At 68.4% G+C, this 25,621-nt stretch carries 33 protein-coding genes; 18 read left to right on the top strand and 15 right to left on the bottom strand.

Going from position 1 to position 25,621, the window contains the following annotated elements; genetic code table 11:
• Positions 1 to 13: 13 nt before the first annotated feature.
• On the top strand, positions 14 to 673 hold the full coding sequence (locus ON39_RS24910) for an RraA family protein (RefSeq protein WP_040737990.1): 660 nt from the start codon (positions 14 to 16) through the stop codon (positions 671 to 673).
• Here ON39_RS24910 and ON39_RS24905 read toward each other — a convergent pair.
• Positions 668 to 2,092: a pyridoxal phosphate-dependent decarboxylase family protein gene (locus ON39_RS24905; RefSeq protein ID WP_040737988.1), complete on the bottom strand. Its 1,425-nt coding sequence runs from the start codon at positions 2,090 to 2,092 to the stop codon at positions 668 to 670. The two genes, ON39_RS24910 and ON39_RS24905, sit on opposite strands and share 6 nt — an antisense overlap.
• A gap of 169 nt (positions 2,093 to 2,261) precedes the next feature.
• Here ON39_RS24905 and ON39_RS24900 point away from each other — a divergent pair, with 169 nt between their 5' ends.
• Positions 2,262 to 2,696, top strand: coding sequence for a MarR family winged helix-turn-helix transcriptional regulator (locus ON39_RS24900; protein ID WP_051187017.1), 435 nt, complete (start codon positions 2,262 to 2,264; stop codon positions 2,694 to 2,696).
• A gap of 109 nt (positions 2,697 to 2,805) precedes the next feature.
• On the top strand, positions 2,806 to 3,387 hold the full coding sequence (locus tag ON39_RS24895) for a TerD family protein (RefSeq protein WP_040737987.1): 582 nt from the start codon (positions 2,806 to 2,808) through the stop codon (positions 3,385 to 3,387).
• 4 nt (positions 3,388 to 3,391) lie between these two features.
• On the opposite strand, the gene ON39_RS24890 is transcribed toward ON39_RS24895, so the two are convergent.
• From ON39_RS24890 to ON39_RS24875, 4 genes are read right to left on the bottom strand one after another with little or no spacing between them, the layout of a single operon-like run.
• A complete protein-coding gene (locus ON39_RS24890) occupies positions 3,392 to 4,219 on the bottom strand; it encodes an MBL fold metallo-hydrolase (RefSeq protein ID WP_040737985.1) in 828 nt (275 codons plus the stop codon).
• Positions 4,220 to 4,263: 44 nt separating this feature from the next.
• Positions 4,264 to 4,884 carry an SAM-dependent methyltransferase gene (locus ON39_RS24885; RefSeq protein WP_040737984.1) on the bottom strand — a complete coding sequence of 207 codons (621 nt, stop codon included), beginning with the start codon at positions 4,882 to 4,884 and terminating at the stop codon, positions 4,264 to 4,266.
• Complete coding sequence (locus tag ON39_RS24880) at positions 4,881 to 5,633, bottom strand: PIG-L deacetylase family protein (RefSeq protein ID WP_040737982.1); 753 nt, start codon at positions 5,631 to 5,633, stop codon at positions 4,881 to 4,883. Before ON39_RS24880 ends, ON39_RS24885 begins: the two co-directional genes overlap by 4 nt.
• Positions 5,615 to 6,592, bottom strand: coding sequence for an acyl-CoA dehydrogenase family protein (locus ON39_RS24875; RefSeq protein WP_051187016.1), 978 nt, complete (start codon positions 6,590 to 6,592; stop codon positions 5,615 to 5,617). Before ON39_RS24875 ends, ON39_RS24880 begins: the two co-directional genes overlap by 19 nt.
• A 251-nt stretch (positions 6,593 to 6,843) precedes the next feature.
• Between ON39_RS24875 and ON39_RS24870 the strand changes: the two genes are divergently transcribed.
• From ON39_RS24870 to ON39_RS24860, 3 genes are all read left to right on the top strand, one after another.
• Positions 6,844 to 7,116, top strand: a complete 273-nt coding sequence (locus tag ON39_RS24870) for a GlsB/YeaQ/YmgE family stress response membrane protein (RefSeq protein WP_040738011.1) — start codon at positions 6,844 to 6,846, stop codon at positions 7,114 to 7,116.
• 45 nt (positions 7,117 to 7,161) lie between these two features.
• Positions 7,162 to 8,883 carry a thiamine pyrophosphate-dependent enzyme gene (locus tag ON39_RS24865; RefSeq protein WP_040737980.1) on the top strand — a complete coding sequence of 574 codons (1,722 nt, stop codon included), beginning with the start codon at positions 7,162 to 7,164 and terminating at the stop codon, positions 8,881 to 8,883.
• Between the two features lie 161 nt (positions 8,884 to 9,044).
• A complete protein-coding gene (locus tag ON39_RS24860; protein WP_246002800.1) occupies positions 9,045 to 10,652 on the top strand; it encodes a peptide ABC transporter substrate-binding protein in 1,608 nt (535 codons plus the stop codon).
• Positions 10,653 to 10,716: 64 nt separating this feature from the next.
• On the opposite strand, the gene ON39_RS24855 is transcribed toward ON39_RS24860, so the two are convergent.
• Positions 10,717 to 11,466, bottom strand: coding sequence for an SDR family oxidoreductase (locus tag ON39_RS24855; protein ID WP_040737979.1), 750 nt, complete (start codon positions 11,464 to 11,466; stop codon positions 10,717 to 10,719).
• Between the two features lie 101 nt (positions 11,467 to 11,567).
• Between ON39_RS24855 and ON39_RS24850 the strand changes: the two genes are divergently transcribed.
• Entirely contained in the window at positions 11,568 to 12,449 is an 882-nt protein-coding gene (locus tag ON39_RS24850) for a helix-turn-helix transcriptional regulator (RefSeq protein ID WP_040737976.1), read from the top strand.
• Here the strand turns inward: ON39_RS24850 and ON39_RS24845 are convergent.
• The gene (locus ON39_RS24845; protein WP_040737974.1) at positions 12,433 to 12,918 is read right to left on the bottom strand and encodes a GNAT family N-acetyltransferase; all 486 of its coding nucleotides are present in this window, start codon (positions 12,916 to 12,918) and stop codon (positions 12,433 to 12,435) included. The two genes, ON39_RS24850 and ON39_RS24845, sit on opposite strands and share 17 nt — an antisense overlap.
• A 107-nt stretch (positions 12,919 to 13,025) precedes the next feature.
• Between ON39_RS24845 and ON39_RS24840 the strand changes: the two genes are divergently transcribed.
• Positions 13,026 to 13,628: a ClpP family protease gene (locus ON39_RS24840; protein WP_040737972.1), complete on the top strand. Its 603-nt coding sequence runs from the start codon at positions 13,026 to 13,028 to the stop codon at positions 13,626 to 13,628.
• Positions 13,628 to 14,221 (top strand): ClpP family protease, encoded by a 594-nt coding sequence (locus ON39_RS24835; RefSeq protein ID WP_040737970.1) that lies wholly within the window; start codon positions 13,628 to 13,630, stop codon positions 14,219 to 14,221. Before ON39_RS24840 ends, ON39_RS24835 begins: the two co-directional genes overlap by 1 nt.
• 3 nt (positions 14,222 to 14,224) lie before the next feature.
• Here the strand turns inward: ON39_RS24835 and ON39_RS24830 are convergent, their stop codons facing one another.
• Both ON39_RS24830 and ON39_RS24825 read right to left on the bottom strand, forming a co-directional pair.
• A complete protein-coding gene (locus tag ON39_RS24830; RefSeq protein WP_040737968.1) occupies positions 14,225 to 14,626 on the bottom strand; it encodes a helix-turn-helix domain-containing protein in 402 nt (133 codons plus the stop codon).
• A gap of 77 nt (positions 14,627 to 14,703) precedes the next feature.
• Positions 14,704 to 15,114, bottom strand: coding sequence for a pyridoxamine 5'-phosphate oxidase family protein (locus tag ON39_RS24825; protein WP_040737967.1), 411 nt, complete (start codon positions 15,112 to 15,114; stop codon positions 14,704 to 14,706).
• Positions 15,115 to 15,266: 152 nt separating this feature from the next.
• Between ON39_RS24825 and ON39_RS24820 the strand changes: the two genes are divergently transcribed.
• Positions 15,267 to 15,617 (top strand): hypothetical protein, encoded by a 351-nt coding sequence (locus tag ON39_RS24820; RefSeq protein ID WP_146251051.1) that lies wholly within the window; start codon positions 15,267 to 15,269, stop codon positions 15,615 to 15,617.
• Between the two features lie 63 nt (positions 15,618 to 15,680).
• The gene (locus tag ON39_RS24815; protein ID WP_040737964.1) at positions 15,681 to 16,010 is read left to right on the top strand and encodes a hypothetical protein; all 330 of its coding nucleotides are present in this window, start codon (positions 15,681 to 15,683) and stop codon (positions 16,008 to 16,010) included.
• A gap of 138 nt (positions 16,011 to 16,148) precedes the next feature.
• Here the strand turns inward: ON39_RS24815 and ON39_RS24810 are convergent, their stop codons facing one another.
• On the bottom strand, positions 16,149 to 16,409 hold the full coding sequence (locus ON39_RS24810; protein ID WP_040737962.1) for a glutaredoxin domain-containing protein: 261 nt from the start codon (positions 16,407 to 16,409) through the stop codon (positions 16,149 to 16,151).
• A gap of 295 nt (positions 16,410 to 16,704) precedes the next feature.
• Between ON39_RS24810 and ON39_RS24805 the strand changes: the two genes are divergently transcribed.
• The 3 genes from ON39_RS24805 to ON39_RS24795 all read left to right on the top strand — a co-directional run bounded on the left by ON39_RS24805 (position 16,705) and on the right by ON39_RS24795 (position 18,335).
• Positions 16,705 to 17,043, top strand: coding sequence for a hypothetical protein (locus ON39_RS24805; RefSeq protein WP_040737960.1), 339 nt, complete (start codon positions 16,705 to 16,707; stop codon positions 17,041 to 17,043).
• 157 nt (positions 17,044 to 17,200) lie between these two features.
• Entirely contained in the window at positions 17,201 to 17,860 is a 660-nt protein-coding gene (locus tag ON39_RS24800; protein ID WP_040737958.1) for a VC0807 family protein, read from the top strand.
• Between the two features lie 121 nt (positions 17,861 to 17,981).
• Positions 17,982 to 18,335, top strand: a complete 354-nt coding sequence (locus ON39_RS24795; RefSeq protein WP_040738007.1) for an HPF/RaiA family ribosome-associated protein — start codon at positions 17,982 to 17,984, stop codon at positions 18,333 to 18,335.
• Between the two features lie 3 nt (positions 18,336 to 18,338).
• On the opposite strand, the gene ON39_RS24790 is transcribed toward ON39_RS24795, so the two are convergent.
• Positions 18,339 to 18,788 carry a hypothetical protein gene (locus tag ON39_RS24790; RefSeq protein ID WP_040737956.1) on the bottom strand — a complete coding sequence of 150 codons (450 nt, stop codon included), beginning with the start codon at positions 18,786 to 18,788 and terminating at the stop codon, positions 18,339 to 18,341.
• A gap of 151 nt (positions 18,789 to 18,939) precedes the next feature.
• Here ON39_RS24790 and ON39_RS24785 point away from each other — a divergent pair, with 151 nt between their 5' ends.
• The 3 genes from ON39_RS24785 (at position 18,940) to ON39_RS24775 (ending at position 21,412) form a co-directional block, all read left to right on the top strand.
• Entirely contained in the window at positions 18,940 to 19,896 is a 957-nt protein-coding gene (locus ON39_RS24785; protein WP_040738006.1) for a GlxA family transcriptional regulator, read from the top strand.
• A gap of 110 nt (positions 19,897 to 20,006) precedes the next feature.
• Positions 20,007 to 20,723 (top strand): class I SAM-dependent methyltransferase, encoded by a 717-nt coding sequence (locus ON39_RS24780; protein ID WP_040737954.1) that lies wholly within the window; start codon positions 20,007 to 20,009, stop codon positions 20,721 to 20,723.
• 77 nt (positions 20,724 to 20,800) lie between these two features.
• Complete coding sequence (locus ON39_RS24775; RefSeq protein ID WP_040737953.1) at positions 20,801 to 21,412, top strand: dihydrofolate reductase family protein; 612 nt, start codon at positions 20,801 to 20,803, stop codon at positions 21,410 to 21,412.
• On the opposite strand, the gene ON39_RS24770 is transcribed toward ON39_RS24775, so the two are convergent.
• Entirely contained in the window at positions 21,409 to 22,113 is a 705-nt protein-coding gene (locus tag ON39_RS24770) for an SGNH/GDSL hydrolase family protein (protein ID WP_040737951.1), read from the bottom strand. The two genes, ON39_RS24775 and ON39_RS24770, sit on opposite strands and share 4 nt — an antisense overlap.
• 33 nt (positions 22,114 to 22,146) lie before the next feature.
• On the bottom strand, positions 22,147 to 22,596 hold the full coding sequence (locus ON39_RS24765; protein ID WP_051187015.1) for a MarR family winged helix-turn-helix transcriptional regulator: 450 nt from the start codon (positions 22,594 to 22,596) through the stop codon (positions 22,147 to 22,149).
• Positions 22,597 to 22,679: 83 nt separating this feature from the next.
• Between ON39_RS24765 and ON39_RS24760 the strand changes: the two genes are divergently transcribed.
• Positions 22,680 to 23,858, top strand: coding sequence for an MFS transporter (locus ON39_RS24760; protein WP_040737949.1), 1,179 nt, complete (start codon positions 22,680 to 22,682; stop codon positions 23,856 to 23,858).
• Here the strand turns inward: ON39_RS24760 and ON39_RS24755 are convergent.
• Positions 23,855 to 24,778, bottom strand: a complete 924-nt coding sequence (locus tag ON39_RS24755; RefSeq protein ID WP_040737947.1) for a hypothetical protein — start codon at positions 24,776 to 24,778, stop codon at positions 23,855 to 23,857. The two genes, ON39_RS24760 and ON39_RS24755, sit on opposite strands and share 4 nt — an antisense overlap.
• A gap of 51 nt (positions 24,779 to 24,829) precedes the next feature.
• Positions 24,830 to 25,375, bottom strand: a complete 546-nt coding sequence (locus tag ON39_RS24750; protein ID WP_040737945.1) for a thioredoxin family protein — start codon at positions 25,373 to 25,375, stop codon at positions 24,830 to 24,832.
• Positions 25,376 to 25,621: the final 246 nt, after the last annotated feature.

The following is a 25,621-nucleotide window of genomic DNA, read 5'->3' as shown; positions in this document are numbered from 1 at the left end:
GAGGACGGCGCTGATGGTGGCTGGTGAGGTTGTCGCACGATTCGGGTCTGTGGATACGACCGCGCTGTGTGATGCTGATAAGTCGATTCGGGTGATGGACAGTGGGATTCGGGCGCGGTCGGCGGCGGTGCGGGTGGTGGGGCCCGCGTTCACGGTGCGATGCCGGGGTGATTTCTTCGGGGTGCTGCGGGCGATCGAGTCCGCGTCGCCGGGGGAGGTGATCGTGGTGGACGGGGGTGGACGTGAAATCGCTTACGCGGGGGAAATTTTCGCGCGCGGCGCGCTTGTCCGGCGGCTCGGCGGGATCATCATCGATGGGGGATACCGTGACATCGGGTATGTGCGAGGCTGTGCGTTGCCGATCTACAGCCGGTTCGTAACACCCATGGCGGGCACCACTTCTCGGCTCGGTGAGTTGGGGGTGCCGGTGAGCTGCGGCGGTGTGGTGGTGTCTCCCGGTGACCTGATCCTCGCCGACGAGGAGGGCATCGTCGTGGTCGAGCCGGAGCGGATCGAGTCGCTGCTCGACGCCGCCGCGGCCATCAAGGAGGCCGAGGGCAGGGTCATCGCGAAGCTGGATGCGGGCTCGACCTTGAGCGACGGGCTCAATGTCGCCGCGCACACCGAGGCGCTCCGAAATGGCGAGCCCTCCACGCTCCGGTTCAGTTCATAACCGCGGCCCGATCTCGCGGATGACCCGCACGAGCAGATCCGCCTCCGGCTCGGTGATGCGCCAGTTGACGAAGGTCGGTCGCAACGCCGTCATGCCGCGGTAGGTGGTGGTGCCGACGTACACGCGCCCGTCGTCGAGAATGGCTTGCCCGAGACGGGCATTGAGCGAATCGAGGTCGGCCGCCGGAACGCCCGGCGGCCGATATCGGAAACACGTGACGCACAACTGAACCGGAGCCAGCAACTCGAAGTCGTCCGCTTCGTCGACGACTCGGCCTAAATGCGCGGCGACGTCGAGATGCCGCTCGACCATTTCGCGATAACCGCTCCGCCCATACGCGCGCAACGTCGCCCAAATGGGAAATGCCCGTGCGCGACGCGAGGATTCGGGCCCGTGCATGTTGTAACTGATCCGCTCGTCGTCGAGCGTCGGCAGATACGCGGCCCCCCAACCGCCGAAGGTCTTACCGAGTATCGAACTGTCCTTGACGAACGAGAAACCGCTCTCCTGCGGCACATTCAGCCATTTGTGCCCATCCGCGGTGATCGAGTCCGCCCGCTCGACGCCGCGGGCGAGATGCGCCGTGCGCGGCGACACCGCCGCGAACAACCCGAACGCGCCGTCGACGTGCAACCATGCGCGATACCGTTCGGCCAGGTCGGCCAGGTCGGCGATGGGATCGGAGTCGCCGGTGTTCACCTCGCCGAGGTTGCCGACGATGACCGCAAGCGCGCCGTCGAGTTCGACGAGGGCCCGCTCGAGCGCGGCCAGGTCGAGTCGTCCGGCATCGTCACGCACGAAGGTGCGCAGGGTGTCTCGGCCGCAGCCGAGGACCTGCAACGCCTTGCGGGTGCTGGCGTGCACGAGCCCGCTGGTCAGCACGGGCATGCGCGGCAGCCCGGTCAAACCGTCGGCGACCACGTCCACTCCGTGCCGCTCGGCCCACCAGTAACGAGCCGCCGCCAGGCCGGTGAGGTTCGCGAAGGTGGCGCTGGGGGTGAGCACGCCGCCGAAGTCCTGCGGCAGGCCGAACAGGTCCTTGAGCCACCCGAGCACGATGGTCTCGGTGCGCGCGGCCAGCGGCGAGGTGACCCACAGCCCCGAGTTCTGGTCCAGCAGTGCGGTTATCCAGTCACCGGCCAGGGCCGCCGGGGTCGCCCCGCCGACCACGAGGTGAAAGAACCGCGGCCCGGCGGTGTGCACCGCCGCCCGGGTGCCGACGGCAAGCAGCTCCTCGACGGCCGCGAGCGTGCCGTCGCCCTGCTCGGGCAGCGGTCCGCCGAGATCATCGATGCCCGGGTCCTGCGCGGAATCGTGCACCAGACGTTCCGGCAGACTATCCAGATATGGTCCCGCGGCCTGCTGTACCAATGCCAGCGCGTTCGCCGCGTCGTCTTGTTCTTTCCACGGATCAGCCATTGCCTAACCGAACCGCCTATCGTTCACTTTGTAAATAGCCAGTCGGCCAATGGTTTTGGCAGCCGCTCCGAAAAGGAAACGCCGACACGACATGCGCGGACAAACAACGCGCCCGCCACTCAATTCGAGCGCCGAACCAACCTGCAAGCAGCTGGCTAAACTGTCGTCCGTGACAGCGGACCTGCCTGAAGCGGACCTGGGTTATCGCCTGCTCGCCGAACTTCGCACGGTATCCGACCAGCTGGACGCCGCCCTGGTCAGCGTTCTGCGCGAATTGGATCTCACCGTGCCGTCGGCGAACGTGCTCTGGCACCTCACCCCGGCGGCCGCGCCGCCGTCGATGTCCGAGCTGGCCCGCCGCACCTGCAGCGACCCGTCGACGGTCACGTTCATCATCGACAAGCTGGAGAAGCGCGGCACCGTCGAGCGACTACCCGGCCCGGACGACAAGCGGGTGAAGGTGGTGGCGCTCACCGCCGCCGGGGCGGTGCAGCGCGAGAAACTGGTCGAGGCGATGACACAGCACCTGCCGCTGCGCCGATTGTCGCCCAGGGAGCAGCGTCAGCTGCACCGGTTGCTGTCCAAGGCCACTTCGATCGTCTGAACAGCGTCGAGAGCTATCGACTATCAACACTTTTCATGGTCCTCGTCACCGACGCAAACGAGAAACTCTCTGGCGCTTAGGGTTACGAAACCCCCGCTAATCTGAACCCATGATCACGCTCAAGAAAGAAGACGGCGCCGCGGATCTCGCCGGCGTCACCAAGCTGAGTGTCGGGGTGAGCTGGGATCCCTCCGCGGGGACCAGCGGCGGCGCGCTCGGCTGGGCCCGCCGCAAGAAAGGCGTCGACCTGGACCTGATCGCCATCCTCATGCAGGGCGCCGAGCCGGTCCGCTTCGCCGGTCTGGACTCGCTCGACCCGCTGGGCAACGGCTCGGTCCTGCACAGCGGCGACGAGCAGACCGGCGCGGCGGCGGGCGACGACGAGACCGTCCACGTGACGTTCGCGGACGTGCCGGGCGGCATCGACGCCATCATCTTCGTCGCGGCCGCGTTCAAGAAGGGCAGCTCGTTCGAGAAGGCGAACAACATCAGCTTCAAGGTCTACGACGCGAGCGGCGGCAGCAGCCAGCAGGTCGCCGACATCTGGCCGTCGCTGCTGGGCTCGGACAACGCCAACGCCGTCGCCCGCGCCTTCCGCAACGGCTCGGCGTGGCAGCTCGAGGTGCTCAACCGCAAGGGCAAGATCAAGCAGGGCGACAAGCAGGCGCTGCTGCGTTTCGCGATGGCCTAGACGCTCAGGTGAGGTGATCGAATTCGCCGCTGACCCACCGGATGTGCCGCTCGGCCGAGCGGCGCACGGCTTGCGCGGCGTCGTGATCGATCGTGTGGCCGCCGAGGGTATAGAGCCGGTCGTACTCGTACGGCTCGAGCCCGTCGACGATGCGGCGCACCACGGCGGCCGAGAGCGGGATGTGCTTGGGGAAGTTGCGCTGGAACGTCACCCAGCCGGGGGCGAGGCTGCCGGTGATGGTGTCGCCGGTGAGCAGGGAGCCGTCGGCGGTGCGCGCGACCGAACTGCCGCGCATGTGCCCGCCGAGCTGGATGAGGTCGACGCCGGGCAGCGGCTCGGCGCGGCCGGTCCAGTAGTCGATGACCGGATCGGTGCGCGGCACCCATTCCCGGTCGGCGGCGTTCACCAGCACGGGCGCCTTGTCGAAGGCGTGACTCCAGCTGACCTGGGCGGCGAACATGTGCGGGTGGCTGGTGGCGATCACCGCGACGCCGCCGAGGTCGGCGACCATGGCCACGACCTCGTCGTCGAGGTACGCGGGCGGATCCCACAGCAGATTGCCGTGCGGGGTCTGCGCGAGGAACGACCAGTGGCCGATCGCGAATCTGGGTTCGCGGCGCAGGCTGTGCACGCCCCGGCCGTGGTCGCGGTGCTCGGTGGTGTGCGGTTGCCGGGCCAACTCCTCGTGGGTGGTCCACTGTCCGTGCGGCCCCAGGTCGCCGCGCTCCTCGACGCTGACCTCGTCGGTGGTGAAGACGCAGCCGTCGGCGGCGGGCGGGGCCGGCGAGTCGGGATGTTCCAGGCCGCAACCGTCACAAATCCATGTCGTCATACCCGACAGTCTCGAACCTCTACTGCGCTCGAGGTCAACCTGTTTCACACGAGGTGCTCACTCGCCGCGACGGAGATCGGGTCGCCCGCGGTGAAAACGTCGAGCAGTATGTCTTCGTCGTGATACCCGGCCGTGGCCGTCACGCCTTGGGTGGTGCGGGCGATGGCGTGCACGTGATCGCCGGAGAGGGGGTATTCGGGAACTTTTCGGCGCCAGTGCACGCAGAGCAGGGTGCCGTCGGAGTCGAGGTGCTCGACCGCCAAGCCGAAAGCCGCACGCAGAGCGACGGAGTCGAGGTGGTAGCCGACTTCGCTGAAGACGATGAGGTCGAAGCATTCGTCCGCCCAGCTCTGGCCGAGCGCCCAGCGGCGGAATTCGACCGAGCCGCGCGCGGATTCGGGCAGACGGTCGATGCGCCGGTCGGCCGCGTCCAGGGCTTGGGCCGCGAGGTCGGTGCAGACCAGCCGATCGCATCGCCCGGTGAGTTCCTCGGACAGGGCGCCGATCGAACACCCGGGCTCGAAGGCGTTGCGGTAGCGGGCCTTCGGCAGCGCGGCCATGGTGAGCGCGCGCTTGCGCCGCTCGTACCAGCGGCTGGTGCCGCCCCACGGATCGCGGGTATACGGCCGCTCGACAAGGCCTGCGGTAACACCGAATTCGCTCATACGAAGAACGTTTCCGTGTTGCCGGTGAACCGGTCGAGCACGGCCGGCGGCAGGATCGGCTGGTCGGCGGGGGCCTCCGACATGGGCAGGATCTGGCTGCGGAACTGCGAGATGGCGCGCAACTTGGCCTCGATCGCGGTGCCCGGCAGGGTCAGGGCCCGCGCGCGGCTGGCGGGAATCACCGGGTGTTCGGGAGTCGCCCAGTGCCACATCCAGACCGGGAACTCCAGCAGCCGGGTCGCCGTGCCCGCGCAGGCCGCGGCCGCGGCCCGCCCGACCGCCTCGTGATCGGGGTGCCCGTCGCGCCGCCAGGTCGTCGCGCACCACGCGCCGGTGTGCCCGCACTCGGTGAGAATGCCGCACAGCGCGTCGGTCACCGCGGCCTCGTCGGCGGCCACCCGGCCGTCCTCGATGCCGAGTCGGATCGGCGGTTCGACGCCCAATTCCGCTGCGGCGCGGCGGGATTCGGCCACCCGCAGATCCGCGAGCTCGGTCGGCGAGCAGGTGGGCGAGCCCGGGTGCGAGGCCTCGCCGTCGGTCACGGTGACAACGGTGACCGGCACGCCGTGCGCGCGGGCCAGCGCGATCAGGCCGCCGACGCCGAGCACCTCGTCGTCGGGGTGCGGCGCGACCACGGTCAAATGCCGCCACCCGGTCAGCGACAGCTCAGGGCGGCGGCTGCGCCACCGGGTCCAGGTGCGCTCGGGCGTGCCGCGGGCGGCGTGTTCGATCAGCGGTTCGGCAGCCATGAGAACTCCTTCTGCGCGTAGTCACGGCCGAGATCGGCCAGATCTCGCTCCGCATGACTCTGGCGGAGATAGACGGAGAGATCGGCGACGCGTCGCGCGTGCTCGGCGTCGGCGCACAGGGGGCCGAGTGCGCGCCCGACCCGGTCGATGGTCGTGGTCGCCGCGTCCTCGACCACCGCCCGCACCGTCCTGGCGCGCAGCCGCGCCGCGCTGACCCCGTCGGACGGGTCGGCGTCGATCTGACGCGCGGCGTCGGTCAAACACAAAGCGGCGGCGTGCAATCCGCTCATGACCGCGCCGAGGTGGGCAAGGGCGTGCTCGTCGGTGGCGCGGTCGTGCAGGGTGCGGGCGACGGCGCAGGCGCCGCCGTACCAGCAGGCGGCCACGCCGATGGCCGCGTGCCAGAAGCCGGCCCTGGTCGGGTAGGCGCCGGGCGCGCCGATGGGTTCGGCCACGGCCCCGGCGAAATCGACTGCCCCCGAGTCGGATTCCGTCGTGCCGAGGGTGTGCCGGGCATCGGGCACGGGACGCACCGCGGGCTGGCCGAGATCGACGGCGAACAACCTGCGCTCGTCCTCGGACCGCGCGGTGACCAGCGCGTGGGTGCAGGCGGACACGCCGAAACACCACGGTTTGCGCCCGTCGAGGGTCCATCCACCCGGCCCGAATCGTGCCCGCAGCACCGGCTTCGGCGGCTCGGCGGTCCACACGCCCCAGATCTGTCCGCGCTCGACGCTCCCGCCTCCGAGTTCGGTAAGAATGGCTTCGGCGTCGGCATGCGCCTCCACCATGCGGCCGACCGCGACATTGCCGAAGGTGAAGTCCGCGAGGGCGCGCCAGCGCTCGATGGTGCGGCCGCACCCGGGGTGCGGCAGCTCCAGCCGACCCGAGTCGGCGAGCCTGCGCAGCGCGCCCGCCGTCGCGGTGGGCGCATCGGCCAGCACCTCGGTCGGCGCCATCAGGCGCTTCTTCCGGTGCGATACGCACACCCTCGCGGAACGGCACCTCCTCGCAGGTCAGCACACGGAATACGGACTCTGTCGCGCGGACGGGAGTCGACCATGGGGCACGGCTACCCGGCGGTGCGGAGGGCAAACGGTCGACGAGTCTCGATGTGGTGAACTTCCCCGCGCTGCTTGGGGCGCGCGTCGGGGGGTATGTCCGCCGAAGCACGCGTTCCGGCGTGTACGACCGACGTCAGGAGGACATCATGCTTGGTCTCGGGATTATCGGGTGGATCATCATCGGCGGCCTGGCCGGGTGGATCGCCAGCAAGATCATGAAGACGGACGCCCAGCAGGGCATCCTCATGAACATCATCGTCGGTATCGTCGGCGGCCTGCTCGGCGGCTTCCTGCTCAAGCTGCTCGGCGTCGACGTCGAGGGCGGCGGCCTCTGGTTCAGCTTCTTCACCTGTATCGCCGGCGCCGTCATCCTGCTGTTCCTGGTCGGCCTGGTCACCGGTCGGCGAGCGACCCGATGACGGCGGCCGCCCAGCAGAACCGACTATGACGCGGAGGAGTCGACTATGACCACGGTTGCGGAAATGATCGTCACGGCGCTGGCCGACCAAGGCGTCACCCAGGTCTGGGGCGTCGTCGGCGACGCGCTCAACCCGATCACCGACGCGATTCGCCGAGAGGATCGGATCGAGTGGATCGGCGTGCGACACGAAGAGGTCGCCGCCTACGCCGCCGGTGCGCAAGCCCAGCTGACCGGCACCATCGGGGTGTGCATGGGCACGGTCGGCCCCGGCTCGATCCATCTGCTGGGCGGTCTGTACGACGCCAAGAAATCCCACGCGCCGGTGCTCGCGATCTGCGGGCAGGTGCCGACCGCCGAGATCGGCAGCGAGTACTTCCAGGAGGTCGACAACGACACGGTCTTCCGCGACGTCGCGGAGTTCACGGCCACGCTCACCAGCGTCGAGCAGATGCCTCGGATGCTGGAGCAGGCCGTGAACACCGCGGTCTCCCGGCAGGGCGTCTCCGTGCTGACGATCCCGGGCGACGTCGGCGGACTGAAACTGAAGTCCGATGTGCCGCCGAGGTTCGTCGCGCGCGATCGCACGATCGTGCCCGGCGTGACCGAGATCGTGCAGGCCGCGGAGACGCTCAACAAGGCCGAGAAGGTGACCCTGCTCGTCGGCATCGGCGCCAGGGAGGCGCGCGAGGAGGTGCTGCGCCTCGCCGAGCAGCTCTCCGCGCCGATGGTGCTCACCATCAAGGCGAAAGAAGGCCTGGAGCAAGACAATCCGTACGCGGTCGGGCAGACCGGCCTGATCGGCAACCCCGCGGCGAACGCGGCGCTCGAGGATTGCGACGTGCTGTTCATGGTCGGCACCGACTTCCCTTATCGCGACTGGTATCCCGCCGGCAAGACGGTCATCCAGCTCGACTCGCGGCTCGACCACATCGGCCGCCGCACGTCGGTCGACGTCGCGCTGGTCGGCCACGCGGGACCCTCGCTGCGTGAACTCCTGTTGAAGCTGGACACCAAGTCCTCCGACAAGCACCTGAAGAAGGCGCAGTCGGAGTACGAGCGGTGGAACGGACTTCAGCAGCGCCTGGCCGAGCCCAAGCACGACCGCAAACTCCTCGGTCGAATCCGGCGCCACCTGGACAACCCGGACCAGCTCATCCGTCCCGAGGCGGTGGCGGCCGCGGTGAACAAGCACGCCGCCGACGACGCGATCTTCACTTCGGACACCGGCATGTCCACGGTCTGGCTGTCCCGGTTCCTCAGCCTGCGCGGCTCGCGCCGGCTGCTGGGCTCCTACAACTTCGGCTCCATGGCCAACGCCATGCCGCAGGCTCTCGGCGCGCAGAGCCTCGACCGCGAACGCCAGGTCGTCGCGTTCTGCGGGGACGGCGGGCTGATGATGCTGCTCGGCGACCTGCGCACGGCCGTCACCTATGACCTGCCGGTCACGCTGGTGGTCTTCAACAACGGCCGCCTCGGGATGGTCAAACTCGAGCAGGAGGAGGGCGGCCTGCCCGAGTTCGGCACCGTGCTCGACAATCCGGATCTGTCCGCCGTCGCGGCGGCGATGGGCCTGGAGTCGCGCCGGGTGACCGACCCGGAGGAGCTGGACGAGGCCGTCGCGGAGGCCTTCGCGAAACGCAAGCCGGTGCTCCTCGACGTCGTCACCAATCCCGACGAGATCTCGGTGCCCCCCAAGCCGACCTTCGACCAGGCGTGGGGCTTCGCCATCGCCAAGGTCAAGGAGAGCCTGGAGAGCCGTTCCTGACACACCGACCGCTCGGCCGGTCCGATCATCAGTGGAATTCATGACAACCGTCTTCGGAATGGTTAGTGTCCGAGGACATTCCATGGTGATCGGATCGGGGTGCGGTGAGGTCGTTCGCGCCCCGGTGGGTTCCGATGATCTGTTCGAAATCGGGAGAACGCGTGAGATTCACAAGACCTGGTGCGCTGCTCGCGGCCGCGTTACTGGCCACAAGCCTGGGGTTGGCCGCATGTTCGTCGGACGATGACGCCGGTTCGGGCGTCGTCACCACCAATGCCGGCGAGCCGCAGAATCCGTTGGTGCCCGCCAACACCAACGAGAACATGGGCGGACGCGTGGTCGACCGGCTATGGGCCGGGCTGAAGTACTACGACGCCAACGGCGTGGCGCACAACGAGGTCGCGGACAAGATCGAGACGACCGACCGCAAGAACTACACGATCAAGTTGAAGCCGGACTGGAAGTTCACCGACGGCACGGCGGTGACGGCGAAGTCCTACGTCGACGCGTGGAACTACAGCGCGCTCTCGACCAACGCCCAGCTGCAGAGCTACGTCTTCAGCCCGATCAAGGGTTTCAAGGACGTGTCGGCGGAGAAGCCGACGGTACAGACGATGTCGGGTCTGAAGGTGATCGACGACCGCACTTTCACCGTCGAGCTGGAGCAGCCGTCCATCGACTTCGAGACCGAGCTCGGCTTCACGCCGTTCTACCCGCTGCCCGAGGTCGCCTACAAGGATATGAAGGCCTTCGGCGAGCATCCGATCGGCAACGGTCCGTACAAGTTCGCCAGCGACACCGCCTGGCAGCACAACGTGCAGATCGACCTGGTGCCCAACCCCGACTACAAGGGCGGGCGCCCGGCCAAGAACAAGGGCCTGCGCTTCGTGATGTACCAAACCTTCGACACCGCCTACGCGGATCTGCAGGCGGGCAACCTGGACACCCTCGACGTGATCCCGGACGGCGCGTTGGCCACCTACAAGCAGGACCTCGGTGATCGAGCCATCACCAAGCCGATCGCGTACAAGGCGGCTATCGGCATCCAGACCAGCGTCCCGCACTTCGGTGGCGAGGAAGGTGTGCTGCGCCGCAAGGCGCTCTCGATGGCGATCAACCGGGAACAGATCTCGCAGAACATCTTCCACGGCACCCGCGTCCCGGCGCGCGACTTCACCGCGGCCACGCTGCCCGGGTTCGACGGCAACCTGCCCGGCGCCGAGGTGCTGAAGTACAACCCGACCGAGGCGAAGAAGCTGTGGGCGCAGGCCGACGCGATCTCGCCGTGGTCGGGCCGCTACGAGATCGCCTACAACTCCGACGGCGGCCATCAGGGCTGGATCGAGGCCACCGCGAACAGCATCAAGAACACCCTCGGCATCGACGCCGTCGGTACGCCGTATCCGACCTTCAAGAACATCCGGGACCTGATCAACGCCAAGACGATCGGCAAGGCGTTCCGCTACGGCTGGCAGGGTGACTACCCGACGATGCTGCAGTTCCTCACCGCGCAGTACTACAGCTTCTCCGAGACCAACAACGTCAACTACAACAATCCGGAGTTCGACAAGCTGCTCAACGACGCGCTGGCCGCGCCGACGCAGGAAGAGTCCTACAAGCTCGTCGCGAAGGCACAGGCGCTGCTGTTCAAGGACATGGCCGACATCCCGATGTTCGACTACTCGGCCGCCGCGGGCCGTTCGGACAAGGTGAAGAAGGCCGAACTCGCCTGGAACGGGCTGTTCGACTTCGAGGGGATCGAGAAGTAACGACATATCCAGGAAGGCCCGCCGACGCGAATGCGACGGCGGGCCTTCGTTTTTCGAGTGCGGCTCAGCCCTGCTGGGTCGGTACGACGATCATCTCCGCGACGTTCATCCGATGCGGCGCGGCCACCGCGTAGGCGATCGCGTCGGCGATGTCCCCGGCGACAAGGGTTTCCAGCCCGGCGCGCCACTCGGCGAGACCGGCCTTCTGGTCCTGGTCGGCCATGCCGTCGCCGAGTTCGGTGCTGACCAAACCGGGTTCGATGTTCTTCACGCGCACGCCGCGCGGCCCGAACTCGGCCCGCATGTTGCGGGTCAGGTGGGCGACGGCCGCCTTGGTCGCGGTGTAGACGGAGTAGTTGGGGAACACCATGTGCCCGCCGATCGAGCCCACGTTGACCAGGTCGGCGCGCTCGCCCTTGCCCGCCGCGGCGAGCAGGTCGTCGATGAAAGCCCTTCCGGTGTAGAGCAATCCGTTGACGTTGGTGCCGACCATCCGATCCCACTCGTCGGCCTGCGCCGACTCGAACGGGGCGGCCAGCATGACGCCCGCGTTGGCGACGACGAGGTCGACGGGTCCGAACGCGGCCCGCACGGTGGCCGCGGCGTCCAGCACCGACTGCCGCACGGCGACGTCGGCCTCGACGGCGAGTGCCTGGGCGCCGATCTCGGCGGCCAGTTCCTCTAGCCGGTCCTTGCGCCGCCCCAGCAGCGCGACCTTCGCGCCTTCGGCCGCGAGCCGCCGTGCGGTGGCGGCGCCGATTCCACTGGATGCTCCGGTGACGACCGCGATGCGGCCGGTGAGGTTGTTTGTCATGGCTACAACGTTCGCGCTGGTCACAGGCTCGTGCCAGGGGGCGGACTTCCTGGTAGTGGGAGGGCCACCCAGCCGCGGAGGCGCTGGCTTAGTCTCGAAGCATGGACTCCGATAACCGACTGGGCGCATTCCTCCGGGCGCGACGGGAACTGGTACGCCCGGAGGATTTCGGGATGTCCGGGGGTGGCCAGCGTCGCGTGGCGGGGCTGCGCCGCGAAGAAGTCGCTCTGCTCGCGGGCGTGAGCGCCGACTACTATGTGCGGCTGGAGCAAGGGCGGGACAAGCACCCGTCCGAGCAGGTGATCGCCGCGTTGGCCCGGGTGTTCGCGCTCGACGAGCAGGGCGCGGCGCACCTGCGGGAGCTGGCCCGCCCGGTGGTGCGGCGCAGGCGCGCGCCGCAGCGGCCCGAACGGGTGAGCCCCGGCCTGCTGTCCCTGCTGCAAGCGTGGCCGAACACCCCGGCCGTGGTGCTCGGCAGGCACATGGACGTCCTCGCCGCGAATCCGCTTGCGGCCGCGCTGAACTCGATCTCGGTACCAGGTAACAACCAGGTGCGCATGATGTTTCTCGATCCGGAGGCGCGAAACATCTACCCGGACTGGGCGATCCACGCCGCGGACACGGTCGCGAGCCTGCGCGCCACCGCGGGCGACCTCGACGACCCCCGCCTGACCGAGCTCGTCGGCGAGCTGTCGTTGAAGAGCGAGGAGTTCCGCCGCCTGTGGGCCCGCCACGACATCAAGGAGAAGACGGCGGGCACCAAACGCTTCCGCAACCCGCTGGTCGGCGAGCTGACCCTGGCCTATGAGACCTTCTCCGTGAACGGCGCGCCGGGGCAGCTGCTGGTCGCCTACCACGCCGAGCCCGGCTCGGCGTCCGAGCGCGGGCTGGCGCTGCTGGGCAGCATGATCGCCACCGGGGATCCGGCGCGCCGGGACGCCGTGTCACGCGATCAGGACGCCGCGGTCAATCGAGGCGTTTGACGTAGCGGTGCGTCGGCACGTCGACGGGCCCCGCCGTGCCGGTGATGGTGTGCATGTGGGGGCCGTCATCGATCCAGCCGTGGTTCTCGTAGAACTTGCGGGCGCGCGCGTTGCCCGGCACCACGACCAGCCACGTCTCGTGGTGGCCGTCGGCGCGCAGGCGATCCTCCGCGGCGGCCAGTAGGCGCGCGGCGAGGCCGGAGCCCCGGTGGTCGCCGGAGACGTAGACCTGGTTCACCTCGTCGCCGAGCACCATCACGAACCCGGCCACGACGCCGCCCACCGTGGCCACGGTGGTATCCGAAACCCGTTCTGCCGCACGCCTATCGAAGGATTCGCGCGGACGGCCGGCGATCAGCTCGTCCGGGACGTTCCCCAGATGCGCATCGCACCAGCCCGCATACCAGATTCGCGCGATGGTCGCGGCGTCTTCCGCCCGCGCCGCCCGCACCTCGACCTCATCCACCATTCGCGCACTCTACGAGATCGAATCGACGTTCCGCACGTCCGCCAGGGCGCGTCTGCTGTCGGCAGACACAGCGTCATCGGGGCGCCTCCGGGGGATAGGACTGAGGCATGATCGAAACATCGCACCTGGACTACCGGGGACAACTAGCCGATCGACTGTTCCGCCATCGGACCATCCAACTGACCGGTGAGGTCGACGACGCGATGGCCGAGCGGGCCTGCACCGAACTGGTGTTGCTCGCGGGGGAGGACGACAAGCGCGACATCGTCCTGTACATCAACTCGCCGGGCGGGTCGGTCCTCGCCGGCCTCGCCATCTACGACACGATGAAGCTGATCCCGAACGACGTGGTGACCGTGGCCGTCGGCTTCGCCGCGAGCATGGGTCAGGTGTTGCTCGCCTCGGGCACCAAGGGCAAGCGAATCAGCTTGGCGCACAGCAGGATCATGATGCACCAGCCCTCGGCCGGCATCGGCGGCACCGCCATGGACATCGCGATCCAGGCCGAGAACCTGGAGTACATGAAGTTGCAGTCGGAGCAGATTCTGGCCGCCGAGACCGGGCATTCGCTCGAGGAGATCCGCACCGACAGCGACCGTGATCGCTGGTTCACCCCGGAGCAGGCGCGCGACTACGGGATCGTGGACCAGATCGCCGCCACCTTCGCCCAGATCGCGCCGTTCACCAACGCCCACCGAGCGGGGTTGTGATGTCCCAGTACACGATTCCCCATGTCATCGAACGCACCCCGAACGGCGAGCGCTCCTTCGATGTGTTCAGCCGGTTGCTCAACGACCGAATCATCTTCCTGGGCACCGAGATCGACGACGGCGTCGCGAATGTCGTGATGGCGCAACTGCTGCACCTGGAGTCGGAGTCGCCGGATCGCGAGATCAGCCTGTACATCAACTCGCCGGGCGGGTCGAACACGGCGATGCTGGCGATCTACGACACCCTGCAGTTCCTGCGGACGCCGGTCGAGACCTACGCCATGGGTCAGGCGGTGTCGGCCGCGGCGGTGCTGCTGGCGGCGGGCACGCCGGGGCGGCGCTACGTCCTCAACCACTCTCGCGTGCTGCTGCATCAGCCGTCGGCGCAGGGCCAGGGCACCATCTCCGACCTGGCGCTGCAGGCCGCCGAAGTGATGCGGATCCGCTCGCAGACCGAGGAGATCCTGAGTAAACACACCGGTCAGAGCGTCGCGCAGCTGCGCAGGGACACCGCGCGCGATCGGGTGTTCACCGCGCGGGAGGCCGTCGAGTACGGACTGGCCGACGAGCTGATTTTCACCCGCGACCGCTGAGGCTTAGGCCGCGAGCAGCTCGACGCGCGCCCCGGAGACCGGGCGGCGGCCGAGCTGCCGCAGCGCGCCCAGTCTCCGGGCGCCGCGGAAGAGCAGCGACTCGACCGGCATTCCCAGCGCGTCGCAGATCGAGTGCAGCATTTCCGAGGACGCCTCCTTGCGTCCCCGCTCGATCTCGGACAGGTACTGCTTGGACATGCCGACCGCCGTGGCGACGTCGGCCAGCGTCCGGTCCTGATCCTGTCGTTCGTCGCGCAGCACCTCGCCGTAGACGGCGCGCAGCAGCGGCGAGACCGCCTCGGCTCGGTCCCGATCCGGCTGTACCGGGGCGAGCCTGCCCCGGCGGGTCTCGCCGCGACGATGCGCATCGAGATCGACTACGACGCCATCCTCTTCCGCTGCCATGCCGACGAGTCTTCCACCCGGCGGGGCAGATCCGGACGATGTTCACCGACGGCGGACAGGTCCGCGCGCAGCGTTGTTCAGGCCCCGTTGAAGCTGACGTACTCGATGCCGGTGATGATGTCGGGATCGATGACGATCAGCTGGTTGTCCTGCGCGATCTCCGGGCTCAGGTACAGCCGATAGTGGTCGAGTTCCTGCTCGTCCATCACGGTGTCGGCGACGCCGGTGATGATCACGCAGCGGCCGAGATTGGTGTGATGATCGATGGTGTCGACCTCGTAGGCCACGACCTGTCTGTGCAGGGTGCGAATCATGGCCTGGTCCGCGGGGATCACGATGCAGCCATCGACGACCGTGTGCCGGACGGGGCGGATCGTGGGTAATGCATGCCGGGAGAACGCGATGCGGCCGAATCGGACACGGTGGAGCAGGTCCAAGGAATCCTCTACCGACAGCTCGCGCGTCTCGCTCTCGCGGTAGGCGGGCATACCTCCATTCTTCCACCCCGCCCGCACATCGTTTCGGGGTGTGGACGACGATGGCTAAAATTGCTCGAATCCTCGTAAAATTAGGCATCGCTTCGAGTCCAGTCGCGCGGCTCGGGCGTGGCGATGAGCCTGGTCACTATCGAGGAGGAGCCATGCCATATTCAACGCAACTCGGCTATACGGGCAGCCCTACACGTGTGCGCCTCCCGCATAGGCCGGCCGACCCACCAGGGCAAAAGCTCGACGGCAACGCGGAATTCGCGGACGCGAGCGACCGCTTGGTCCGCCATCTGTTCGACGTGGGCCTGCAGCTGCACCGCGTGCTCGACGAGATCGACGACACCGTCCAGCCGCGGCTGCGCGCCACCATCACCGGCCTGGTGGACGACCTGGACATGCTCATTCGCGACACCGGCCTGGCCATGCTCGCCCTCGCCAGCGAGCGCAAGGAACCCGCGCCGGCCGACGGCAAGATCCCCCGGACCCGCCTGCGTCGCCGCTGAGTTCCGCGTCGGCGTAGGTTTGCTCGCTGCTGCCTGGGTACTCGATGCCCAGGAGGTGTTGACATGCCGAAACAGTGGAGCGACAAACGCGAACGGCAGTACGAACACATCAAGGACTCCGAGAAGAACCAGGGCGCCAGCACGAAGCGGGCCAAGGAGATCGCGGCCCGCACCGTGAACAAGAATCGGGCACAGTCCGGGGAGTCCAAGACGGCCAGCCGTTCCTCCGTCAAGGACAAGTCCCCGCAGAGCCGGGGCGGCCAGCGTTCCGGGCGTAGCGGCCCGAAGGGCCGGACCCGCGATCAGCTCTATAACGAGGCCCGCCGGCGCGGCATCGAGGGGCGCTCGAAGATGAACAAGAGCCAGCTCGAAAAGGCGCTCGCGGACAAATAATGATCCAGACTCGACGCACGCTGCCCTGTCGCAGCGTGCGTCGAGTTGTGCCGGTATAACCGGCACTGCGACAAGCTGTTTCACGGACCGCGTCCGCATTACCGGTCAGGCTTTCAGCGAACGGTGCGGGGCGAGTTTCTATCGCGCCGTATCGGCCAGCGCGGCGCGGATCTCCTCGATGCTCGGATTCACCAATTCGTGTCCGTTCGCGAGGACGGTCGGAGTGACCTCGTCCCCGCCGGTGATCGCCCGCACCCGTGCCGCGGCCTCCGGATCGCGGATGTCCACCCGCCGGAACGGGATTCGCGCTATGCGCAGGCGAGCGCCGAGCCGCAGGCAGAAGGGGCAGCCCCAGCGCCAATAGACGGTGATCGGGGCGGTGGGGTCGGAATCGGTCATCGTCGGTCCTCGGTGCGTTCGTGGTCCTCGGGCATCCTCATTCGAGCGTATACATTCGCCGGACCCCCCTCGGCGATTTCCGCGCCGGCATGGGCCTCGGCCGCAATGTTTTCAGTGATTGATCACTATCGCCGGAATGCCTGGTCAGAATTTGTTTCGCCGAGTGGTGGCGGCGGCGGAGCGGGGCTACCATCTCCCCATTCGAGGCGCCCGTGAGGAGATCAGTGTTGTCGAGGACTCCGCTCGGGCTCGCCGGTGCCGTCGTCGGCGGCGCGACATCGTCAGGGGAACGTGCATGATCAAGGTCGAACTCGACCTGCATTCCGACCGGCCCAATCCGCGGTGGCAGCTGGCGTCGGGGGACGAGGCGCAGCTACACGGGCTGATCGCGGCGGCGCCCCGATCGAGCGCGGGCGAGGCCGAAAACGACGGGGGCTACCGGGGTTTCGTCGCTCAGCTGTCGGACGAGGAGACCCTGCGCGTGCGGGGCGGCGTCATCGAGATCGCGCGCGGCGAGGAACGCACCTATCGCACCGACGGCGACCGCGCGGTCGAGCGATGGCTGCTCGCGACCGGCCGGCCGACGCTCGAGCCGTGCGACTATCAGGCCGTCGTCGCCGCGCTGTGGGATTGACCCGCGTAGCGGGTGTGGGATCGACCCGCGCGTAGCGGGCCGGGCATGACATGTGTCATGCCGCGGTCGTGATGGTTGACAGATCTGCTCGCTCGCCGCCGTCCGTAGCGTCGATTCTCGTAGCGCACCGCTGAATACGCCGACGAGGAGCACCCCGATGACCATCACCGCAACCGACACCGACAGGGTCGAACAGTCCGCCGAATCGGCCGCGAGCAAGTTCGGCTGGCTGGCGCCGATCGCCCGCGATATCGCCGTCCCGATGGGCGCGTACTTCGCGTTGCACGCGCTGGGGTACAGCGACTTCGCCGGGCTGCTCGCCGGCACCGCGCTCTGCGCCGCGATGCTGATCGTGCAGGCGATCCGGTTGCGGCGGCTCGAGGTCATGTCCGCGATTGTGTTGGGCGGCTTCGCCTTCGGCCTCGCCGCCTCGGTGTTCACCGGCGATGCGCGCCTGATGATCGTCAAGGACTCCGCGGCGACCCTGCTGATCGGCCTGGCGTTCTTGATCAGCGTCGCGATCGGCAAGCCGTTGACCTACTTCGCGGCGCGCAAGGCGTTGGCCGCGAGCGGCCCGGCCAAGCTCGCCGCCTTGGAGACCGCCTACCGGACCGATCCGGCCAAGCGCAGGATGTTCGGCACGCTGACAGTGCTGTGGGGCGCGGGGCTGGTCGGCGAGGCCGCGGTCCGGATCGTGCTCGCCTACCAGCTGCCGATTCCCACTATGGCGTGGCTGTCGCCGGTGCTGATGGTGTCGGTGATCGTGCCGTTGATCGCGGTCACCATCGTGGTCCGCAATCGCGGCCGGCGCGCCTGAATATCGCCGCCCGGCCCGGTCCCGACGGGGACCGGGCCGCCGCGCTATGACAACGCCCACACGGGCCGCGCAGGTAGTGTCGGTTTCGTGGAGTTTGCTACCTAACGGAATGGAGAAAGCTGTGCAGATCCAGATCAATACCGGAAGCGGCATCCACGGCGGCGAGGGCCTGAGCGAGCGGGCGGAGACCGAGATCGCTTCGGTGCTAGCACGTTTCAGCAATCAGCTGACGCGCGTCGAGGCGCACCTCACCGACCAGAACGGTGAGAAGGGCGGCCCGGAGGACAAGCAGTGCGTGCTGGAGGCGCGGCCCGCGGGCCAGCATCCGGTCGCGGTCACCCATCGCGCCGCGACGGTCGAGGAGGCCTATCGCGGCGCCGCCGAGAGCATGGCGCACCTGCTCGACAGCAAGTTCGGCAGGCTGCACCACGCCAAGGGCGGCGAGTCCATCCGGCACATGGCCGCGCCGGAGTGAACGTCAGGCCCCGGTGGTCGAGCCGGGGCGGACGATCATCAGCACGGTGACGATGACCCACAGCACGTTGAAAATGCCTGTGTCCGTGCCGAGTCGGCGAATCAGGGTCGGGGTGGCGGCGGGCAGGTCGGCGAGGATCTTGTGCTGGCCGGGCAGGATGAGCAGGGCCAGCACGCCGGCCGCCGCCGCGGTCAGGCCGATCGAGATCAGCAGCCAGGTGTCGGTGAGCACGCCCAGGCTCAGCGCGGTGCACGCCCCGAAGACGGGCACGAGGATGCCGAGGTAGGCATAGACCCGGCAGATGCGATGCAGCGTGCTCAGCACCTTGGGCTCGCTGTCGATCTCGGCGAGGGCCCGTCGGGTGGTCGGCGGGAACATGCTCGCCGCGATCGTCACCGGCCCGACGGCGAGGATTACGGCCAGCACGTGGACCGACAGCAGAAACTTCGTCACAGCGGCGAGGCTAGCGGCCGTCCCGCAGGCCAGGAATAGGCGAAACTGCCACAGTTCGGTCGATTCTCGCCATCTGCTTGACCTGCGGGTTTATTTAGTGGTGCAGGTCATAGTCATTGGCTCGAAACCGTTGGCGACCTATCCTCGTGCCATGCATGTCGTGGCTGTGCTCGCGCTGGACAAGGTCATCCCCTCCGATCTCACCACCCCCGTCGACGTGTTCGGCGGCGTGCGGTTGCCCGACGGCCGCCGCGCCTACCGGGTGCGCGTCTGCGGTGTCGCGGAGACGGTGGATGCCGGCGCCTTCACGCTGCGTCCGCCGTTCGACCTCTCGGGCTTGGCCGACGCGGACACAATCATCGTGCCCGGCCTTTCCGATCTCGCCCGGCCGGTGCCGGAGGAGGTCCTCGACGCGCTGCGGCAGGCGGCCGACCGGGGAACGCGCATCGCCTCGATCTGTGTCGGCGCGTTCGTGCTCGCCGCCACCGGCCTGCTGGACGGGCACCGCGCGACGACGCACTGGGCGGCCGCCGCCGAGTTCGCGGCCCAGCACCCCGCTGTCGAGGTGGACCCGGACGTGCTCTACGTCGACAACGGCCAACTGCTCACCTCGGCCGGCGCCGCGGCGGGAATCGACCTGTGCCTGCACATGATTCGCCGCGACCACGGCTCGGCCGTCGCGGCCGACGCGGCCAGACTGTCCGTCGTCCCGCTGGAACGCGAAGGGGGACAGGCGCAGTTCATCGTGCAGGACCAGCCGCCCACGCCGCGCGGCTCGGTGTTGGAACCCGTAACTCGTTGGCTGCAAGACAATTTCGCGAAGGACCTGACCCTCGAGCAGATCGCCGCGCACGCCGGGATGAGCACCCGCACGCTCAACCGGCGCTTCCGCGAGCAGACCGGCACCACGCCGCTGCAGTGGTTGCTGCGGGCCAGGATTCGGCAAGCCCAGTATCTGCTCGAATCGACCGCCCATCCCGTGGACCGGATCGCCGGGCAGGTCGGCTTCGGCTCACCCACCGCGTTCCGCGACCGTTTCAAGCGCGTCGTCGGCACCAGTCCGCACAGCTACCGCGCCGCCTTCCACGGGTCCGCCGTGGTGCGCTGATCCGCGCCGAAAAGCATGTCACGTCAAAACGGAGACACTTACTCCGTTTCTGGTTAGAATTCACCCGTCGATTTCCCTATCCACCATCTAGGCGAGGGACAGGTTCCGCGATGACCGACAGTGACGCAACACCCAGGGTCGACCCGACATCCATCGATTTCGAGAACGCTTACAAGGACGGCACGCTCGTCGAGGGGCTGGTGATGGACCGGCTGCCGTGGGAGATCGGCAGACCGCAGCCGTTGCTCGTCGAGTTCGAGCAGGCGGGCCGGATCACCGGCGACGTGCTCGACATCGGTTGCGGCCGTGGCGATACCGCGATCTACCTGGCCGAGCTCGGCTACCGGGTGACCGGACTGGATTTCGCGCCGACGGCGATCGAGAAGGCCCGCGCGCAGGCGGCCGAGCGCGGCGTGACGGTGGACTTCGCGGTCGCCGACGCCACCGTGCTCGACGGGTACGACGGCCGGTTCGACACCGTCGTCAGCAGTGCCCTCGCGCACTGCCTCGACCGCGAGCAGCGCGCGGCGCACGTGGCGGCGCTGCGCCGGGTGCTGCGGCCGGGCGGGCGGCTGATCCAGTTCTGCTTCTCCGAGGTCGAGAACAGCGAGTCGTGGGCGCCGCACCCGATCACCGAGCAGGAGCTGCGCGACTCCTTCGGCGCTCCGGACTGGCGCCTGACCGAGTTGCGCGCGGACAAACTCACCGCCATCAAACCGACGCCGGAGTTCCTGGAAGTGATGGCACGCAGCGGGGTTCGGCCCGAAACCGACGCGGAGGGCTGCATGCTGCTGCCGGTCTGGGTGCTCGAGGCCGAACGGGTCTGACCGCGCACCGATGAGTTTCCGATCGCCGCTCCGTCAGATCAGGCAACACAGGCACAACTGATCCAGGAGCACAGACGATGAGGAAAATCACCGCGGGCTTGTTCGTCTCGGTCGACGGCGTCGTGGCCGACCCGCAGGACTGGCACTTCCCGTACTTCAACGACCAGATGGGCGCCGCGGTCACCGCGCAGCTGGGCACCGCCGACACGCTGCTGCTCGGCCGCGTCACCTACGACAGCTTCGCGGGCGCCTGGCCGGAGCGCGAGGCCGCGGGCGGCGACGACGCGGGCATGGCCAAGGCGCTCGGCGACGCCCGCAAGCTCGTCGTCTCGCGCCAGAATCTCGAATTCATCTGGCGCAACTCCGAGGTGCTGAAGGGCGATCTGCTCGAGGCGGTGACCGCGCTGAAGAACGAGCCCGGCGGGGACATCGCCATGAGCGGCTCGGTGTCCATCGTGCGCCAGCTGCTCGAGGCGGGGCTGCTGGACGAGCTGCACCTGCTGGTGCACCCGATCGTGGTGGGCAAGGGAGAGCGGCTGTTCGAGGATCGCGACGCGACGCTGCCGCTGCGGCTGCTGTCCTCGGAGACGTTCACCACCGGTGTGCTGCACCTCGTCTACACCAAGGACGAGGCGGCGCCGACCGGTGACTACGAGACGGCGAAGGTCAGCCTCAAGGCGGACGATTAAGCCATTCGGCGCGGGCCGTCATGGGCGGTCCGCGCCGAGTCGAGCAGGTGCGCGAGCCGCTTGACGACCTCGGCGGCCATGACCGCCTGGCCCGCGGCGGCGAAGTGAATTCCGTCCGCGCTCAACAGGTTCGGGCGCTCGTTGATCGGGTGGTCCCACATGTCGATCACCGTGGCGTCGAACTCCGCGGCCAGGGCGCGGGTGAGGTCGTTGACGCGACGGACTCGGTCGCGCCAGTCCGGAAAGACCGGCACGACATAGGCTTTGCCGAGGGTGAAGACGGTCAGGCGGGCACCGGTGCCCGCCGCCAAGCGGTACATGGCGCGCAGGTTCTGCTCGATCTCGCCGAAATCCGGTGTGCGGCGGACGATGTCGTTGGCGCCCGACGGTAGGTGCAGGAGGTCGGGGGCGAAGTCGAGCATCCGATCCGCTTGCCGCCGTAGGGTTTCCGGTGTGGTGGCACCGTCCTCGGCGGTATTCAGATACGCGAGATCGGGGCGCACGCGGCGCAGCACGTCGGCGACCCGATCGGCCCAGCCGAGGGTCGTGTAGCCGGGGCTGGGATCGCCGGTGCCGGCCGACAGGCTGTCGCCGATCACGGCGAAGCGCCGCCACGGCGCGTCGTACAGTAGCGCCGCGGCCTCCAGCGGGGGTAGGCAGAACGGGTCGGTCTCTTCGGTGGTGGGGGCGGCCACGGTCATAAGACAAACAATACGTGCGTACGTATGTCTATATCAAGAGTTTTGTTCGGGGGTGTCGGCCGTCATCGCGTGGAGCAGGTCGCGCAAGGCTCGCTGTTGGGTGGCGGTGAGCGAGGCGAGTGGCGAGTCGGAGCCCAGCAGTTCGACCGCCGCGGCTCGGCGGCGCTCGCCGGCCGCGGTGAGCTCGATCTGCTTGGCGCGGCGGTCGGTCGGGTGCGGCTGGCGGCGGATCAGCTTCTGTTGTTCGAGCCGATCCAGGACGAACGTGGCGTTGGACGGCTCGCAGGACATGCGGGTGGCCAGCTCCCGCGCCGTGATCGGCTCCGACAGCTCGCGCAGGGCGATGACCTGTGACGGCGTGAGGTCCAGTTGCTCGGCGACGCGCCGGACGTGCACGTCGAGCCGGTGAGTGAACCGGTGCACCAGTTTGCAGACGTCGCGGTCGAGTTCGGTGTCCACGATCGGCGGGGGCTGGCGCGTCATTTCTCCGAGTCTAGCGGTCTTGGTTCGAACTGTGATAGTTCTAGTTTGTATCATTTGAGTTAGAACTACATGAGGATGCTGTGATGCGGCCTGCTGTCTATTCGTTGATGTCGGTGGTCTTCAGCCTCACGACGGGGGAGTTCGTGATCGCCGGAATACTCCCGGAAGTCGCTGAGGGACTGTCTGTTTCGGTCTCCACGGCGGGAACGCTGGTGACTGCGTACGCGGTCGGCATGATCGTCGGCGGCCCGGTGGTCACCGTGTTGACGGCGCGGGTGGCGCGTAAGCCGCTCGTCGCCGGGCTGGTCGTGTTCGCGGTGCTCGCGAATCTGGGCTCCGCGATCGCCCCGAACTACCCTGTGCTGCTGGCGATGCGCGCCGCCGCGGGACTCGTGGTCGCCACGTTCTTCGCGGTGGCGATCGCCACCGCGGTCGCCACCGCCGAGGCCGGGCGGGAGGCCGCCGCGGTGGCGCGGGTGGCGCTCGGCATGAATCTGGGGATCGTTCTCGGCACGCCGATCGGCGCGGTGATCGGCCAAAGCCTGGGCTGGCGAGCCACTTTCGTGGCCGTCGCGCTGTCCGCGGCGATCGCGCTACCGCTGGTGATCCGGTTCATGCCGGAGCAACCGGGCGCCGTCGACGGGTCGGTACTCGGTGAGCTGCGCGTCTTCGGTGATCGGGAGGTGTGGTGGGCGATCGCGCTCACCGCGTTGGGCAATATCGGCGTGGTGACCGTGTTCACGTTCATAGCGCCTTTGCTCACCGATATCAGTGGCTTCGCCACGAGTACAGTTCCGGTGCTGTTGCTGGTCTACGGGGTCGGTGCCATCATCGGCAACCAGGTGGGCGGCCGGCTGGCCGATCGGGCGTTGCTGCCGTCGGTGGCCGGCCTGCTCGCGGCGCTGGCCTGCGCGCTACTGCTGTTCTGGTTGATCGGCGGCGACCGAACAGGCGCTGCGGTACTGACTTTCGTGATCGGAGCGTTGGCATTCGCGATCATTCCCGGGATGCAGACGCGGGTGGTCGCGGCGGCCGCCGTCGCGCCGACGCTGGCCGTCGCGGTCAACGCGTCCGGGTTCCAGCTGGCCGCGGCGTGCGCGGGCCGACTGGGCGGTGAAGTGATCGGCGACGGATCGGGCCTGCGGTCTATTCCGTTGGCCGGCGCGGTGCTCACCGTCGCGGGTGCGACATTGGCGGTGTGGCTGGCATGGCGGGAACGGACGCGCGGGGCCGCGCCCGCGCGGGCCGTCGAGAACCGTTAACCGGCGAGGGCTTTGGCGACGATGCCGCCGGTGACCGCCTTCGTCAGGTAGTGGGTCGAGTCGTGTGGGCTGGCGCCGTTGTCGAGCGGCTCCTCGGTGACGGGGGTGACGGCGGCGCCGGGATACGGCGGGAAGTAGGGGGCGAGGTCGAGGTGCGCGGCGACGAGGTCGTCTCGGTCGACGAGGTTGTGCCAGCTGGTGACGGATTTGGGGACGGTGGACGGCTGCGGTCGGAGCCGGTCGTAGATGACGGTGCGCAGCCCGAGCGGCGAGCCCATGGTCACCAGCGTCACCTCCTGGTCCACGCGGTGCAGCGCCTCGTAGGCGACCACCGAGCCGAGGGAGTGCGCGACGATGAGCCTGGTGTCCGGCCCGACGTGGGAGAGCACCTGCTGCTGGGCGTACTCCCTGATGTCGGCGTCGGTGAAGTAGCGGGTGACCTGCGACAGGGCCCGCACGACGAACTTCTCGGCCAGCCCGACGCCGAACGGCGCGAACCAGCGCAGCCGGACCAGCGCGTTGAGGGCGGGCCGCAGCGCGGCCTTAGCGCCCTGCGGCTTGGCGTCCGGCGGCGGCACCGCGATCAGCCGCTGCGCGGTCGCCCGGTCGCGGTGATCGCTCGCGTGCTCGGCGGCGGTGGCCAGCCACTGCTCGGCGAGCTGCTCCATCAGCGCGAGCTGCTCGTCGTCGAGGTCGCCCGGCCCGCCGCCCTGGGCGCCCTTCGCGAGGAACTGGTTGCCGTAGAACGCCATCCTGGTCGAGATGTCACCGGGTAAGCCGTTGCGCCACAGGCGATCCGCGAGCTCGTTGTCGCCGTGGTTGCGTACCCCGCCTGCGAGCCCCGGCAGCCACTGCGCCTCCAAGCAGTCGGCGGCGGCCTGTTCCTGCGCGATGCCGTGTACGAGAACGATGGTTGCCAACGTCCCTCCCCTTTCGTCGGACGGTCGAGTCCTGTTCGGCGCGGACGGTTTTCAGTCCGCGCGCCACTTTATCGAGCAGCCCATGCTCGGCCGGTGCGGCTCCGGCACCGGCTCGCCGTCCAGGACGGACTCGATGGCTGCTCGTAAGTCGTTGCCCGTCACCGGTTTTCCATTGCCGGGCGTGGATTCGTCGAAGGCGCCGCGGTAGGCGAGCGTCAGGGACGCGTCATAGAGGAAAAAGTCCGGGGTGCAGGCCGCCTGGAAGGCGCGGCTGACCTCCTGGGACTCGTCGACGAGGTAGGGGAACGTCCAACCCGCGCGAATGGCCTGATCGCGCAGTCGGTTCGGGGCGTCGTCGGGGTAGCCGACGATGTCGTTGGCGCAGATCGCCACCGTCGGCACGGACAGCGTGTCGACCAGTTCGCCCAGCGCCGTTTCGAGGTGCTTGACGTAGGGGCAGTGGTTCGAGGCGAAGACGACCAGCAGGCCCGGACCGTCCGCGAAGTCCGCGCGCGAGTGCGTCCGCCGATCCAGGTCCGGCAGTGCGAAGTCCGGTGCGGGTGTGCCGAGGGGAACCATGTGGGATGCGAGCGCCATGGAAGTGCTTTTTCGTCGGAATCGAAGTCGGTATGAGCCTAGTGCCTCGTCCAGGAATTTCGGCACGTTTCTCGACGAGGCACTAGCTCCGCGCGCGGGTGTTCGCCGAGGCTCGCAGGGGCGATCCGCCGAGGGCGGGGGGCTATCTCGCCAGATCGGACAGGTCGGTATTCGCGCCGCACACCACCACGCACACCCGCTCGCCGGGCGCGGGCCGCAGCGGCGCCGGACGGTCGCCGCCGCGCA

Origin of the sequence: Nocardia tenerifensis NBRC 101015, assembly GCF_000308715.1 — a bacterium.
GTDB classification, from domain to species: domain Bacteria; phylum Actinomycetota; class Actinomycetes; order Mycobacteriales; family Mycobacteriaceae; genus Nocardia; species Nocardia tenerifensis.
This window is presented reverse-complemented; position numbering and strand designations above follow the sequence as displayed.